Here is a 15,660-nt window from a genome sequence, read left to right on the forward strand (position 1 = left end):
TTGCAAATTCAAAGAGCACGCTTGGCCACCAGACATGGATCCCGCGGTCAAAGCCGCGGGAATTCGAGAAGCCCAAGACGCGGGAGTTCGAGAAGCTCAAGCCGCGGGAGTTCGAGAAGCTCAAGACGCGGGAACTCGAGAAGCCCAAGACGCGGGAGTTCGAGAAACTGAAGATGCGGGAGTTCGAGCCACTGAATCCCGTAGTACCATATTTCCTACAGCAAAAATTCCTCAATTATTTTATCTATATACTATACTTAATTAGTCAAGATACTTTAATTAAGAACTGACTACTAATTAAGGAAATAGGAAATGGAAAATTCAAACTTTAATCAACCACGATCAAATGGACCACAAATGAGCAATCAATCTGGGATTAAGTCCCAATCTCACGTCGGTGAGGCAGCTAGCCAGCTTCTTGAAGAAGGTAAAAAACTGGCGAATGAATTGTATCAGGAAAATATTGCCCAGAAAGTTACTGAAGCACAGGAAACGGTGAAACAATATTCTGATGAATTGACCGAAAAAGTTAAAACCAATCCACTGAGTGCTTTATTAATCGCTGGCGGTATTGGATTTGTACTGGCTAAAATGATGTCATCCAAATGAGTAACCTGTTCGAATCGATAAGCGGTCTTGTTTCCAGTAAGCTGGAAAGCTATAAACTGTTTACAAAAATAGTTCAGCTGGAAACAAAACTGGCAGCAATGGGGGTTTTACCCCTCATTATTCATACCGTCATGCTGTTAATAATGAGCATGACGGTATGGCTGCTCATTATGTCACTGATTGGCTATGGTCTATTTTATATCCTCGGCAGCATTGCTTTATCGTTATTGCTGACTGTCGTTCTAAACCTTGGAATAATGTACACCATCTATCGACTGGCGGTTTCCAATCTCAAAAAGATGAGTTTTGAAAAAACCCGAGAATACTTTTCTCACCATCCGGAAGACATCCATGATGAAGCAGAGACAACAAATCTACAACGAGCTGATGCAGACCGACAGACAATTAAAGCTCGAGTTGAGTAAGGTTCGTTATTATAAGCGGAATCTTGACAATAGCATGGGCGATAAACGAATGGTCGCCGTAGCAGCCCTGCCTCTGGTTTTTCTGGGATTCAAAATGGTTCGAGCATCCGGGATTTTTTCTTTTCTTAAAGAGGCAGTTAAATTTGCCATGGTAGCGGCTATCGGCAGTATGAAAAGAAACTTTCTGCTGAATCTGAAATCGCTTATCAGCCGAGCCATATAAACCCGGTTGTATATCAACCGGGTTTATACTTCGGGTTATTGAACGCCTGGATTGATTCCCAATGCCAGGGGCAATTGATCAGCCATTGCAGTTCCAATATTCTTGCTGACTTTTTCAAACACACTTTGCTTGTAGGTATAATCCGTTACCGTGTCAATTTTAATGATTTCTCTTGCTAACTGACCGCTGCTGGCAAAACCGTCAATCAAACCGCGATCCTTGGCCTGGCCTCCTGTCCAGAAGAGACCAGAGAAGGTTTGATCATCAATTTTGAGCCGGGCGCCTCTGCCCTCTTTGACCCTGCTGATAAATTGCTGATGGATATCATTCAGCATGACTTGCAAAAATTGTGTCTGCTCAGGCGTTACTGGTGAAAACGGATCCATTATTCCCTTGTTGTTGCCGGCAGTTTGCAGGCGTCTGGTAATACCGAGTTTTTGCATCGCATCAACAAAACCAAAGCCGTTATATAAAACCCCAATCGAGCCAACCAGACTGGATTCATCTGCATAGATTTCATCAGCACCAACTGCCACATAGTAGGCAGCAGATGCACAAATATCAACGCAAACCGCATATATCTTAATCTGTGGATATTTTGCCCGATAGTATTTCAGGGAATTATACATATAACTGGCCTGCACAGGGCTGCCGCCGGGACTATTAATCCGCAGTATCAATGCCTGCAATCCCTTGTTTTTATAAGCAGCATCCAGGCCTTTAACAAAATTTTCTGCATTGTTGTTCTGTGTATCAAAAATACTTCCATTAATATCGATCAAACCCACATGAGGTTTGCTGCCAGCCCCCTTCTCGTCCGTATCCCAGGCGGCTTCATAAACAATCCAGGCAATGAACAGTAAAAACAAAATACGCCAGACCCAACGCCAGCGCCGTTTGCGTTTTTGTTCTTTCATAAATTCAATTACAATCTGATTAAGCAGGACTTGAGAATCCGCAGAGTTCTCTACTGAAGGATTATTCATTGTTGCAGCTACTTGATTTTATAAAATGAACCCACATTTTACGGCAGATAGAAGGTAAATTAAATAACCAACGAAGAGGTTCCTCTATGCGCATGGATAAATTAACATCCAAGTTTCAAATGGCACTCGCTGATGCACAATCTTTGGCCTTGGGAAAGGATAATGGCTTCATCGAGCCCGAGCACGTGATGAAAGCCTTGCTCGATCAACAGGGAGGCAGTTGCCGTGCGTTATTGGCTAAAGCCGGGGTCAATATTTCTGAATTTAAAAACCTGTTGGATCAGGCACTTGATCGCTTGCCCAAAGTCAGCGGAACCGGGGGCGAAATTCATATTTCCAATGCACTGAATCGCCTGCTCAATCTGACTGACAAACTGGCACAACAAAAAAAAGACAGCTATATCTCCAGTGAACTATTTATTCTGGCTGCAATCAGCGATGAAACTAACTTAAGTAAAATGCTGAAACAGACCGGTGCAACAATTCAATCGATTGAAAAAGCGATAAATGAACTCCGAGGAGGAGAAGCGGTGAATGATCCCAACGCAGAAGAACAACGACAAGCTTTAGAAAAATACACGATTGATTTAACCACCAGGGCAGAACAGGGTAAACTTGATCCAGTCATTGGACGCGACGATGAGATACGACGCACCATCCAGGTTCTGCAACGGCGTACAAAAAACAATCCCGTGTTAATCGGCGAGCCTGGTGTGGGTAAAACAGCGATCGTGGAAGGCCTGGCTCAGCGTATTGTCAATGGCGAAGTACCTGAAGGCTTAAAAAGCAAACGGCTTTTATCGCTCGATATGGGCGCTTTGATTGCCGGCGCAAAATACCGGGGGGAGTTTGAAGAACGTTTAAAGGCCGTATTGAATGATCTTTCGAAGCAGGAAGGACAAATCATCCTCTTTATAGATGAACTACATACCATGGTCGGCGCAGGGAAGGCAGAAGGTGCAATGGATGCCGGTAATATGCTAAAACCGGCTCTCGCGCGCGGCGAACTGCATTGCATTGGCGCCACAACCCTTGATGAGTATCGCCAGTACATTGAAAAAGACGCAGCGCTTGAACGGCGCTTCCAGAAAGTGCTGGTCGATGAACCCTCAGTAGAGGATACCATTGCCATTTTACGCGGTTTAAAAGAGCGCTATGAAGTGCATCATGGCGTCGAAATTACTGATCCGGCTATTGTCGCAGCAGCTACCCTATCCTATCGTTACATTACAGATCGCCAACTCCCTGATAAAGCAATTGATTTAATCGATGAGGCTGCCAGCCAAATCCGCATGGAAATTGATTCCAAACCAGAAAGTCTGGATAAACTCGAGCGCCGCCTGATTCAGTTTAAAATTGAACGCGAAGCTTTGAAAAAAGAACATGATGAAGCATCTAAAAAACGCCTGCAGGACCTGCAAACCAATATTGATGAGCTGGAAAAAAACTATGCTGATCTGGAAGAGGTCTGGAAATCAGAAAAAGCCTCACTGCAAGGCGCTACGCATATTAAGGAATCTCTGGAGCAGGCGAAAGTCGAATTGGAAACCGCTCGAAGGGCAGGCGATTTAACCCGGATGTCTGAACTTCAATATGGCCGTATCCCGGAACTGGAAAAACAATTAAGCAAGGTCAATGAGGCTGAAAAAACAGAAAACCGTTTGGTTCGCAATAAGGTGACTGAAGAAGAGATTGCCGATGTTGTTTCCAAATGGACTGGCATCCCTGTGGCCAAAATGCTCGAAGGTGAGCGCGAAAAATTACTGCATATGGAAGATGCTCTCCACAAACGACTCATTGGGCAAAATGAGGCCGTTGATGCTGTAGCCAATGCGATTCGCCGCTCACGCGCCGGCCTGTCCGATCCAAACCGACCTATTGGTTCCTTTCTCTTTTTGGGACCAACCGGAGTGGGTAAAACTGAATTATGCAAAGCGCTTGCGACTTTTCTTTTCGATACCAGCGATGCGATGGTGCGTATTGATATGTCTGAGTTCATGGAAAAACACTCTGTCGCCAGACTTATTGGAGCCCCTCCCGGCTATGTCGGTTATGAAGAAGGCGGTTATTTAACCGAAGCGATTCGGCGACGCCCCTATTCTGTTATTCTTCTGGATGAAATAGAAAAGGCACATGCCGATGTGTTTAATATCCTTCTGCAGGTTATGGATGATGGGCGCTTAACCGATGGCCAGGGACGGACTGTTGATTTTCGCAATGCGGTAATCGTTATGACTTCGAACCTGGGCTCCCATCTCATCCAGGACATGGCTAAAAAATTAACCTATGAGCAATTAAAAGCAGCGGTGATGGAAATCGTCACTCAGCATTTCCGCCCTGAATTCATTAACCGAATTGATGATACGGTTGTCTTTCATCCTTTAAGTAAAGAGCAGATTGCCACCATTGCTGCCATTCAGATCAGCTATCTCCAGCAACGTTTGCAACAGCAGGACATTCAGCTTTCAGTAAGCCCTGATGCCCTTGCCCATCTTGCTGCAGCAGGCTTTGACCCGGTGTATGGTGCAAGGCCGCTGAAAAGAGTAATACAGCAAAAGCTGGAAAATCCTCTGGCACAGGCATTATTGACCGGAGAATTCAAATCAGGCGATACAATTAAGGCAAGTTGGGAAGATGGTGGTTTGCAATTTCACCTGGGAAATACCGAATAAGCCTAAGGCCCGGTTATTAGGTTATAACTGGGCCATTACCCTCCCTACACCATAACGAAACGCTGATCAGGCATCCTTTCTCCCTGAAGTTGTCTTTTGTATGTCTCCAGCAATTCGTTTAGTTTGGTACTGAGTGCCTCCATCCCCAGTTTTTCCCAGGGTGTATTTTTCAAATCGGGAGTAAATGCCGCACCCAGTTTATTTTTAAAATTTAAAAATATTTCAATAATATCACAGGCTGATTTGGCATCTATTAATTCGGTTCCCGGATGAATAGCCTTATGGAGGTAATATTCCAGGACATTCTCTTTCATTCTCTTCTGGTCTTTATATTGTTCCCCGCATTGTTTTGACTCCTCGAGACAAAAAATATAAGTACCTAGCAGGGAGTGAGTCTGGAGGCCTTTATAACGGTATCGGAGATAACCCAGAAAAGTGGACCAGCACTCTGCGTCATTATTAAATTTGTACTGGTTTCTTTCACAGTCTTGTTCAAACCGCTCCGCACAGTATGCAAATATGCTGCTCCACTCTTGTGGTAACCTGGCTTTAGCCCACGCCAGTTTGGCTGTAAGTTCATTGATCGGGTTATCGCCAAGCGCTTTATAGTCTTTATCTAACTCCGCCAGTTGCTTAAAAAATTTTTCCCTGGATTCAGAAAGAAAATCATTCATTGATAAAATAAAATAAATGAAAGGTTCTTGCCTTTTGAAGCGGGCATTCAATCCTTCAGCATCAGCAATATATTTATTAAGCTTGGCAAAATATTCTGTTTTTTGTGTGGCGATATGGGGTATGGATTGCCACACAAATCCCTCTTCATGGGGCTGATCTAAATATTGACGATATGCCTTTAAATAGGACTCAATCACATAGGAATGCCTGGTAAAATAATCCTTCACTGTGTTGGGGGTAATCTCTTCCGCACCGATCAACAAATATTGACGCAGGCTGCTGTATAAAATACTGTTATCAGGCTTCCAGAACACATAGAGCCGATTCCAGTTATCAAATTCTGAGCACAAACGAAAAAAACGATCGAACATAGCGCCAAGCAGAATATCCCGGCATTGTGTTTCCAGAACCGCAGGTGAAACCCCCCGCTTTTTGGCGACCTCTTCAATTTTAGCGGGTTCATGCAATAATCCGCGTAATTTGGCAAGCGCTTGGACCATAGCGGTGTGGCTTCTGTTTTTTTTGTCACTTGCTGCTGCAAGAGAATAGGCATTTTCTAATTTTTCCAGATTCTCGTATAAAACCTTGTAGGAAGGCGAAATATATTTTCCGGCTTTCTGTACAAATTCTTTCATTAAAGAAGCTGTATTTTCTATCAAATATTCTAGGCTTGGCGGTGTATATCCCATGGTAGCTCCTTTTGAATTAATTCAATTCAGCAATAATTAAAAATGCCGCAACTCCAGCTGTTCTCCACATCGGGGTCATACTCGGTGTTAATTTCAGGGTCATATTCGGTTTCCGGCTCATCAGGCCACAAGAGATCGTGGATAATGTTTTGCGTTTCAAGCGGGAATGAATGCCAGGTATAATTTAATTCTGCAGTATATTGGTTATCCATAAGCCAGGCATAGTATTCTTGCAAGGCTAGCAGCGAGCGCCGATAAGATTCATTGTCTAAATCATGAATATCCTGCACCTGCAGGTGGCTGCGAATCGAATCAAGCAATGGCTTATCCCATATCCATTGAATAGGCGTATCATGGCGTCCCCAAATAAATATATACATTCCAACCAATACATCAGATTTGAATTTATCGCTATCGGCTTTCTCTTTTTTATAGAAATTCAAACTTTCGGCCACCATTTTAATTAGCCTTGCATCACGCAGGAGTTGGGTATTGATTTGATTTAAGGGTAGACAGGAGCAAAAAAAAGTGCCGAATAAACTGGTCTTGCTTTGAGTTAAATTTGCAGGGAGATCAATTGCTTTCTGCTGCAGAACTTTAAAATCTGACATGGCATCCTCCACAAGCATCCACTCGCAGCTAAAAATCAGCGACGTTGCTAATCCCAATCAACCTCTTCCTTGGGAACCTTCTTTTTTTATAACAATCTGATAAAGATTTTGCAATATAAATGAACGCTATAAAAAGCTTTTATAGCTGCAAAAAATAAGCCAGGTAAAATTTTTTCGCCAGCTGGGCTGTAGAGTTCAGCATTTGTATTTGCTGGGCTTTACAGCCCAGCCTACGCTTTAAACAGTAGCCGACTGGTGATGTTTTTCAATCGCAGTGGTTAATTGCTGATGAATATTGTCAAAGCCTCGGTTACTCATAACCAGAATAGCGTCGCCAGGCTGGCTGTTTTCAGCCACTTCATGGACAATATCCAGGCTGGATGGAAGGATTTTGTAGGAAAAATCCCAGTTTTTTACCAAGTCGTCCAGACTAAAATGTTCCGGTTTTAAAATGATTACATTATTTGCTTCTTTTAATGCATCGCGCATCTTATCGCCATGCACACCCATTTTCATGGTATAGGATGCGAACTCCAACACTACAGTGATGCGCTGATGACGTTGGCTTTGTTTCAACGCCTGAATCGTTTTACTGATTGCGGTCGGATGGTGGGCAAAATCATCATAGACGGTTATTCCATGCTGTTCTGATTTAACCTCCAGACGCCTTTTCACTGGACGGAATGACCCAAGCGCCTTAGCTGCATCCGCAGGACTGACACCCGCATGAGAACTTGCAGCAATAGCTGCCAAACCATTTTCCACATTAAAGCGGCCAATCAATGGCCAGTTAACCTCTGCCACGGTTTTTCCATAATGCCAGACACGAAATGCGCGTCCAGTGGGATCTAATATTTCTGCTCGCCAGCTTGCTTCACCCTGTAAAGCCAGCTCTTCCAGTTGCGAAAATACCCCCTTCGCGACAACGGTATTCAAAGCGGCGTCATCCCGGGGCTTAAGCACTACCCCCTTGCCGGGGATTGTTTTAAGGTAATAATGGAATTGCTGTTGAATCGCTTCAAGATTGGCATAGATGTCCGCGTGGTCGAATTCGAGATTATTCAGAATAGCCACTTCGGGACGATAATGCATCAGTTTAGGGCGTTTATCGAAATAGGCACTATCATATTCATCCGCTTCAATAACGAACCATTTACCCTTGCCGAGGCAGTTGCTGGTATTGAAATTGGGCGCTACACCGCCAATTAAAAAACCTGGCTCCATACCCGCCTGATGCAGAATATGGGCTAACATCGATGTTGTTGTGGTTTTACCATGCGTACCAGCGACAGCCATAACCCGATACCGCGGTAGAATATTTTCCGCCAGCCATTGTGGCCCGGAGGTATAGGGTTTACCTGCATTTAGAATTGCCTCAAGCACCGGCATACCTCGTTTAATCGCATTACCGACAATAATCAAATCCGCTTTCAATGCTAAAGTTGCATCGTCATAGCCTTCAACCCATTCGATGCCTTTGGCTTGCAATAAATCACTAATAGGAGGATAGCAATTGGCATCACTTCCTGTCACTGTAAATCCTGACTCTCTGGCCAATAACGCCAAAGCACTCATAAAAGTACCGCTAACGCCTAATATGTGTAGATGCATTTTTTCACCGGATAAAAGAAAGAGTTAAAAGGCTAAATGCCATTAAGCCCAGGCAGGCAAGAATACCATTAACAAAGCGCAAATCCAAAGCATGCCTGAAGATATTAGCAGTCACCAGAAACTGCCAACCTGTCAAAAAAAGAGCTGCTACGAGATAGATTAATAACAAAAGCAGCATCAGCAAGCCTTCAATCTGCTCACTCAGCATTATCTGCGAGAAAAAAATAAGGGGAAATGCCAGCAGATGTATAATCAGATAGCTTGCATAGAGCGAACTAACGGTCTGGATTAATCGCTCTGATTTTCCGGCAAGATGTAGAAGCAGCCAACTGTAAATAAAATAGGTTGCCAGAAGGACTGCCGCCGCCACGAATGGTACTTGAAAACTTTGTTTTTTAGGAGCAACCAGCGACCACTGCACGCTGACTACAATAAAAAAAAGAAAGGAGATGGTAAGCAATAAATGAATAGAATAAGGGGTATCTGCGGGAGATTCCTTTAAAGTGGTTACCTTCCAGTAATGCTTCAAAATATGTTTCCACATAGTCATCCATTTAGTTTTTTAATTTGCCATTAACAACCCGTATTTACGAAGGAAGCCACCTGTCTTTGCGAACAAAGTGAAGCAATCCAGTCCGGTGCCTCATTCAAGCTCTGATCTGGATTGCTTCGCCAAGGCTCGCAAAGACGGGTAATCCAAGGCTCCCCGTGGCGGGTTTTGAAAATCCTACGCCTGCTTCTTCTTTTTCCTGAAAATTTTATCCTGTGCAACCTCGGGTTGCTTCCATGGTCCTGATATCTTGTAAGTGTAGCCGCTTACTTTCTGCATTCCCTGATTGATAATCTTGCTGGCTACCCAGGTAGCGAGGCCGACAACAGGGCCTCCGGCAATAGTTGCCACAATCGGCAGGCTGGCAGTGATATGAGGGGTCACTCTGAGATTCAGATTATAAAGCTGACGGGAAATATCGAGATTTCCTTTCATACTGGCATAGGCAATCGGACCGTCTATATAACTGTCCTGCGTGGTCATCATTCCCTGGGCGATAGCGAAATTTCCTTCAAAGATATCAAAACTGTATCCATCGTTAGATAAATCGCTAAAATCAAGCTTAAGGCGCCGGGGAATAGTCTGCAGACTTAATATGCTTAATAATTTACCTAGCCCCAGTTTTTCTTCGGTGTCAGAACTCAAATGCGTGATACGCCCGTTTTTAAGCTCAATTGACATGTTACCGGTCAAATTGTCCAGCGAGAAATCCTGAAAACCGCCTGGCCAACTTCCAGAAAGCCGAATCAATCCCTCATGTCCCTCGACGGCGGGGCTTATATTAAATTGCTCAAGGCCTTTAGCTATATCAGTGATTTCAATCCGGCTCTGAATATCCGTTTTACTTCCGTTTTGATCAGAGGCCCATAATCCTTTTGCGTTTATCTGATACGCGGGGGATTTCAGGGAGCAGGAATCAATCTTCCATCCAGCGCGCGTGGAGATTGCTTTCAACGACATCTTACCCAAGCGCCAGTCAATAAACCGTAAATCCTTAATATCCAGCTCCAGATTGGGCATATCCGCGATGTTCAAATGAGTGGCCTTGGCAGCATTGACTCTTTTATTTTGACCAAGTATCAATCGATCAAAATGCCCTTTTAGCAGATTGAACTTGGGATCATAATTTAAATTGGCATCCATCGTTTTTTGATTGATACGAATAGCCCAGGTTTCTTCGGGTGTTTTCCTGGCTTTGATAGTCAAATTATCATATTCATAACTGCCGGCAATGGCTTTTTTCAGATTGATATTAATAAAACTGATGAGACCTGAAATCCCCTTATTATTGGAAGTGGACTGCGAGAATATCTGCTGCCATTCCTGTAAATTAAAAGCAGGAAGTGAGCCTGCAATCTGCAATCCCTTCACTTTGTCGTCAGCCCGTCCATTTCCAAACAGGATACTGCCCTTCTCAAGCTGAAACTCTTTTTTCTTACCTGCAAAAATCAGATTAGCCGATAAACGTTTGTCATAATCCATTTTTAATTTTACGGCTTTGTCCGGATTGAATTGAATATCCAGTGATAACGGTGCTTTGCTCATTGACGTTTTGCCAAAAGGCGCTGGCAAATTGACATTCACACCCTGGAGATTGGTTTTAATCTGCAAATGGTCCAAATCACTTGGCTCCGCCGTCAAAATCAGGGTGCTTTCAATCCAAAGCTCACCCTGCATAAGGGAAAACAGGGGTAGATCAAGCTTGTCTTTCAAAAGATCAATGCTGGTTTTTCCTTTCACTTTAACTTCTGTATAAGGTTTCTCCTGGCGAACTGACTTGATCAGAATACTTACCGGATTGTGTAAAAGCGAAGCCTTTAAATTGCTGTCAAGAACACCTTCCTGATCAAATTGCAAACTACCAGTCACCCCGGTTAACTGCAAATCGTCCAGGCTATGGTGTACGGTTACCTCATTATTTTCGAGATCCATATCTCCCAAAACAAGAATCTCATCATTGTCAGGATACAAGGGCGCTTCCAGGCGAAAATCCATACTCAGATCGCCGCTCATCTTCAGCATTTTGAGGGCGGAAAGTTTATTTTTCAGGGGGGATTCGAGTACATACGCCAATCCCTTCTTAGAATTTGAATTTACTTTGGCGTGCAGAAGTAAGGTTTCCCGATCATGGCCGATATCATCCACGCGCAGGTTAGCCTTGTCTAATATGATACCGCGCAGATTGGCATGCACAATATCAGCATTAAGCGAACGCCTGTCCACTGTCAGATAGGCTTCAATGTTGCGGGTTATCGGCCAATGCCTGGCATAATACAAATCAATTCCCTGCAAATGGCTTTTAATTAAAAACTCGCCATTATTATTGTCAAAAGGGAACTCGGAGAGCGGGCCATGAATGTGAACCTCCCCCATCAGATGATCAATTTGTTTGATATTCTGTTTTAGCCACGACTCCAGTTTAGGCTTTAATTTTCCTGAAGGAATATACTTAATCCATTGCTCCGCCTTGCTGCCTTCAAACTCACCGGTAAAATCAAGTTGTCCTTTGGACTCCTTACTTAGACCAGACAATTGCCCTTTGGCTTTCAGCAGTAAGTCAGGACTTTGTAAAACCAGCCGCTCGATATCAAAGCTGGTCGACTGATTAGCTGTCTTCCAGCTCATCGCGGCATTGGCTAATAATAATTTAACAGGCGGTTTATCCTCCACCCGGATTATCGCATCTTCACTATCCAGTTCAAGACGGCCCTCTGTTGGCCTCCACTGGATAACACCGGAGAAATTATCAACACCAGGTACCGTTTCCGTATTTTGCCAGCCCAATTTACTGAAGCGGGTCAGTAAAGATTGAGCTTGACCCTCTTTTATTTCCAGCTGGGTATTCGTCAGGAAACCAATCGGATTGTAGGGTCTCAGACTTGAAAGCCGGGCTGCAAATTGATGAGGGAAGCTTTCAAAAACTGAAGCAATATTCAGGTTCTTAATGTAAGCATGATAAGCATTATTTTGCCGATTATAATCGAGTTCAAAACTGTTCTTTGGCCATTTAGTCCCATTTAAACGAAGCACCAGATCATCGGCTGTTAACTTCCATCCGGCTTCCGTCAGCGACCAGGCAACATTTGCTTTCAGTTTTTGAATGGTATTTATTTTTTTATCCAGCATTTCCTGCCATTGAATCTGCTGCAAATTGAACTGGGACTGCAATGTCTGGAGCTGGCCCTTTTTAATATCAATCCAGGATTTAAAATCGCCATGCCCCTTCAGGTTTTGTTGGAAATTCTGCGGCAGCAAACTACTCCATTGTTCAAAATTCAAATCATCCGACGAAAAATAAACCTCCCCTTCAGTTTTGGAAAGCTGATAGGGATCAATTGCGAGGTCTGCTACTAACTGAAACGCCGTCGGTATGTGCTGCTCCAGTGCAGCCTCACCCTGTATGCGGTATCGATCCGCTTTTCGTGAAACCACCAGATTAAAACGCTTGACCGGAATCACAGTGCCATTTTGCAAATGAATCTGGGTTGAGAGATGCTTAATAATAATTTTCTGCTGATTGAGCACCCAGGCTAACACCGGGGTATAAACTGCCGGATCAAGCTTGAATTCGCCATTACCCAGATTCAAGCCCTCTATCTGCCATTGATTATCTTTTTGGCGAATATCCAGATTGAGATCATCAACATAAAGCACGCCAGGCTGTATTTGCCAGTGCCACAAAGATCCAAGGACATTAATTCCCACTAACAGTTTTTTTAAATGAATTCCAGCGTCTTTGCCGTCTGAAACGCTTACCTGTTTTAATTTGATAACTGGCTCAAACCAATACCATCCAGTTTCCATAGTCTGGATATGAACTGGTTCGCCGATCAGAGTAGACAGATGCGCTTCGACTTCCGCTTTATACTGAGAAGCCCAGGGCGTCAGGGCACGAAAGAGGCTGGATATCACTGCCGCGACAATAATCAGTATTGCCAGAGGTATACGGCAGCGTTTTAAAAGTTTAATCACCAGGTTTTTTGGAATTGGTTATTGAACCTCTACTATACCATTGCTTGAGCGCGTACTCATCACTTTCTTTCTGATTCAGCTTTTCTTCTGCGATTTTTTGCTCATTGTAAAGCTTTTTAAGCAGCGCCAGCACAACATCCTGCTCTGCTTTGGATTGTAAATACATTTTTTCAAGATGAGAGCGCTGTTTCGCAAGAGAAGCCAGATGCTGGCTCATCTGCCCCAATGCCTGATCAAGTTGTGTAATAAAATCGATGCGATTACGCATACGCCCCAGCTCACAGCCGGCACTGCCTAAGTGCTGCAGTTGTTCGACATAATCCTGGCGATAAATCAGCAGCTGATCATGTTTTGCCTTTCCAGCGTGAAACTGATCCTGGGCTAATTGCCAGTTTTTAAGCGTATCGAGAACAGCTTGCTCTCTGATTTTAAGAATTTGCAGGAGTTGATCGATCTGTGCCTGACTCATATTATGCTTCCAAAATTGCTGCTAACTCCCTTAGCTTTGATAGACTTTCCTCTTGTTTCACACAGTGATTCATGTCCTGGGAAATATAATCCCTGATTTGCTCACGGCACAGTATGGCTTTATCCAATTGTTTGTCGGTGCCTTTCGTATAAGCCCCAAGCAGAACCATATCTTTATTTTTTTCATAAATGGACAGGTATTTTTTTAAAGTCAGCATAGCTTTCATTTGGCTTTGCGCCACAATACTGGGCATAACCCGACTAATAGATGCCTCCAAATCAATTGCCGGGTATTGGCCTGATTCCGCCAGACTTCGATTAAGGACAATATGGCCGTCCAATATAGCCCTTGCTGCATCGGCAATCGGATCCTGTTGATCATCCCCTTCTGTCAGCACCGTATAAAAGGCAGTAATCGAGCCCCCTCCGGGCATGCCATTGCCAGCCCTTTCTATCAACTGGGGAATTTTCGCAAATACAGAGGGAGGATAACCTTTCGTAGCGGGTGGTTCCCCAATCGACAAAGCTATTTCTCTTTGCGCCTGGGCAAAACGGGTTAAGGAATCCATCAATAGCAAGACATGTTTCCCCTGATCGCGATAATATTCGGCAATACTGGTTGCCACCATCGCCCCATGCAATCGCATCAAGGGACTTTCATCTGCAGGGGCTGCCACTACAACTGCCCGTTTTAAGCCCGCTTCACCCAGATTGCTTTCAATGAATTCTTTGACTTCGCGCCCTCGCTCGCCAATCAAACCCACCACAACCAAATCTGCGCCGGTGAACCGGCTCATCATACCGAGTAAAACGGATTTACCCACGCCGCTGCCGGCAAAAAGGCCTATCCGCTGACCGCGGCCAATCGTCAGCAAGCCATTGATTGCGCGGATGCCTACATCGAGAACGGTATCAATTGCCGCTCTTTTCAAAGGATTAATGGGCTGGCTGATCAGCGGATAATTCTCAAGTATTTCCAGACTTTCCCCACCGTCAATCGCCTCACCCACGCCATTTAAAATTCGGCCCAGTAGCTGCGTCCCTATTCTGACCTGGGCTATTCGTCCGCTTGGTGTAATCAGCATTCCCGGCCCAATACCCTGAGTATGGCTGATAGACATTAAGTACGAGGCATCATCATCAAAGCCTACTATTTCAGCCTCAACGCGCTCGGATGCAGAGAGTTTAACCCAGCAGAGAGCGCCCACAGGCTGTTGAAAACCGCGTGCCTCCAATGTCAGCCCAACAGCTCGGCTAATCCTGCCGCGACGGAGCAAACCGTTTGCGGGGTGTGCTCTTAATTGTTTTAAAAGGGGTATCAAGCGGGATTCATAATGAATCATAAAAATCATCCATGGAATTATCCGCGTCGGACGAAATAGTCATTTCCATACTGAATTGTTCGGAAAACAATTGCGTAAAACGGGCTTTAAGACGGCCATCGAGCTCAGTATGTTCACCTTTAAGATAAAAATCCCCGCGCATTAATCCAGCATCTTCAAACAGAATATCCGTGATCGCTCCAACTTTTTGTTTATCAAGATGATTTTTTAACCATTCTACATCCAGAGGATTCATTGCCAACTGCTTGCTTCCTTTAATAGAAGGCAATTCTTTTTTGATATCCTCAACTAAAAGTAACAGTTTTTGCGGATCACAGCTCAGCTCAAGTCCAATACAAGCCTCACAAATCCAGAATATGGTTTGAACAATCTCATCAGAAACCTTTTTATCCAGCAGGCGGATAGGGTTTCTAAAAAAGTCTATCCACTCCGACAGATTCGATTTAAGCAATTCGACTTCGGAAGCTGCCTTCGCTAAACCCTCTTGATACCCCGCCAATTTAGCCTCTTCCCGCAGACGTTGACACTCGGCCTGGAATAGCTCCTGAGAGTCTGGGGGTGCTAATACTGGTTCCGGCACAGGAGAGGTTAAATCCCAGGGGTGGAACTCATTTTGTTTTGTGTTTTCATGGAAAGGTTCAAACTCTTTTTCCATACACTGTCATCCCTAACTCAGCTGGCTTTCGACCCAGTATCACAAAAAAGAGCTATGAAAACAAATGAAAATTTCTGGTTACAGAGTATATTACTGGCATGTGCAGCCCCGGATGCACAGTATTGAAGAGTAATCCATTTGCTAGTAAAGTAATTCCCAGCTTTTTAATAG

General features: G+C 44.2%; 13 protein-coding genes. 4 read left to right on the plus strand and 9 right to left on the minus strand.

From position 1 onward, the window contains the following. The first annotated feature begins 357 nt into the window (after positions 1–357). From DYH42_RS10460 to DYH42_RS10470, 3 genes are read left to right on the plus strand one after another with little or no spacing between them, the layout of a single operon-like run. Complete coding sequence (locus DYH42_RS10460) at positions 358–609, plus strand: hypothetical protein (protein WP_083503092.1); 252 nt, start codon at positions 358–360, stop codon at positions 607–609. Then, the gene (locus tag DYH42_RS10465) at positions 606–1,034 is read left to right on the plus strand and encodes a hypothetical protein (RefSeq protein WP_058523236.1); all 429 of its coding nucleotides are present in this window, start codon (positions 606–608) and stop codon (positions 1,032–1,034) included. The genes DYH42_RS10460 and DYH42_RS10465 overlap by 4 nt, the downstream gene beginning before the upstream one ends. Before the next feature lie 34 nt (positions 1,035–1,068). Next, positions 1,069–1,257 (plus strand): hypothetical protein, encoded by a 189-nt coding sequence (locus tag DYH42_RS10470; protein WP_058523235.1) that lies wholly within the window; start codon positions 1,069–1,071, stop codon positions 1,255–1,257. A 35-nt stretch (positions 1,258–1,292) separates the two neighbouring features. Here DYH42_RS10470 and DYH42_RS10475 read toward each other — a convergent pair whose 3' ends face one another. Continuing rightward, complete coding sequence (locus DYH42_RS10475; RefSeq protein WP_058523234.1) at positions 1,293–2,243, minus strand: S49 family peptidase; 951 nt, start codon at positions 2,241–2,243, stop codon at positions 1,293–1,295. An 86-nt stretch (positions 2,244–2,329) separates the two neighbouring features. Here DYH42_RS10475 and clpB point away from each other — a divergent pair, with 86 nt between their 5' ends. Then, positions 2,330–4,915 (plus strand): ATP-dependent chaperone ClpB, encoded by a 2,586-nt coding sequence (clpB, locus tag DYH42_RS10480; protein WP_058523233.1) that lies wholly within the window; start codon positions 2,330–2,332, stop codon positions 4,913–4,915. A gap of 44 nt (positions 4,916–4,959) precedes the next feature. Here clpB and DYH42_RS10485 read toward each other — a convergent pair whose 3' ends face one another. The 8 genes from DYH42_RS10485 to DYH42_RS10520 all read right to left on the minus strand — a co-directional run bounded on the left by DYH42_RS10485 (position 4,960) and on the right by DYH42_RS10520 (position 15,489). Further along, on the minus strand, positions 4,960–6,279 hold the full coding sequence (locus tag DYH42_RS10485; RefSeq protein ID WP_058523232.1) for a hypothetical protein: 1,320 nt from the start codon (positions 6,277–6,279) through the stop codon (positions 4,960–4,962). Positions 6,280–6,305: 26 nt separating this feature from the next. Then, a complete protein-coding gene (locus DYH42_RS10490) occupies positions 6,306–6,890 on the minus strand; it encodes a hypothetical protein (protein WP_131793052.1) in 585 nt (194 codons plus the stop codon). 237 nt (positions 6,891–7,127) lie between these two features. After that, positions 7,128–8,501, minus strand: a complete 1,374-nt coding sequence (gene mpl, locus DYH42_RS10495; protein WP_058523230.1) for a UDP-N-acetylmuramate:L-alanyl-gamma-D-glutamyl-meso-diaminopimelate ligase — start codon at positions 8,499–8,501, stop codon at positions 7,128–7,130. 4 nt (positions 8,502–8,505) lie between these two features. Continuing rightward, positions 8,506–9,045 carry a hypothetical protein gene (locus DYH42_RS10500; protein WP_058523229.1) on the minus strand — a complete coding sequence of 180 codons (540 nt, stop codon included), beginning with the start codon at positions 9,043–9,045 and terminating at the stop codon, positions 8,506–8,508. A gap of 183 nt (positions 9,046–9,228) precedes the next feature. Next, positions 9,229–13,023 carry a YhdP family protein gene (locus tag DYH42_RS10505; RefSeq protein ID WP_162263088.1) on the minus strand — a complete coding sequence of 1,265 codons (3,795 nt, stop codon included), beginning with the start codon at positions 13,021–13,023 and terminating at the stop codon, positions 9,229–9,231. Continuing rightward, entirely contained in the window at positions 13,016–13,492 is a 477-nt protein-coding gene (locus DYH42_RS10510; protein WP_058523228.1) for a flagellar export protein FliJ, read from the minus strand. Before DYH42_RS10510 ends, DYH42_RS10505 begins: the two co-directional genes overlap by 8 nt. Position 13,493: 1 nt before the next feature. Continuing rightward, entirely contained in the window at positions 13,494–14,834 is a 1,341-nt protein-coding gene (gene fliI / locus DYH42_RS10515; protein WP_058523242.1) for a flagellar protein export ATPase FliI, read from the minus strand. Then, the gene (locus tag DYH42_RS10520) at positions 14,821–15,489 is read right to left on the minus strand and encodes a flagellar assembly protein FliH (protein WP_058523227.1); all 669 of its coding nucleotides are present in this window, start codon (positions 15,487–15,489) and stop codon (positions 14,821–14,823) included. Before DYH42_RS10520 ends, fliI begins: the two co-directional genes overlap by 14 nt. Between the last annotated feature and the right edge of the window lie 171 nt (positions 15,490–15,660).

The organism is Legionella birminghamensis (assembly GCF_900452515.1).
GTDB lineage: Bacteria > Pseudomonadota > Gammaproteobacteria > Legionellales > Legionellaceae > Legionella_C > Legionella_C birminghamensis.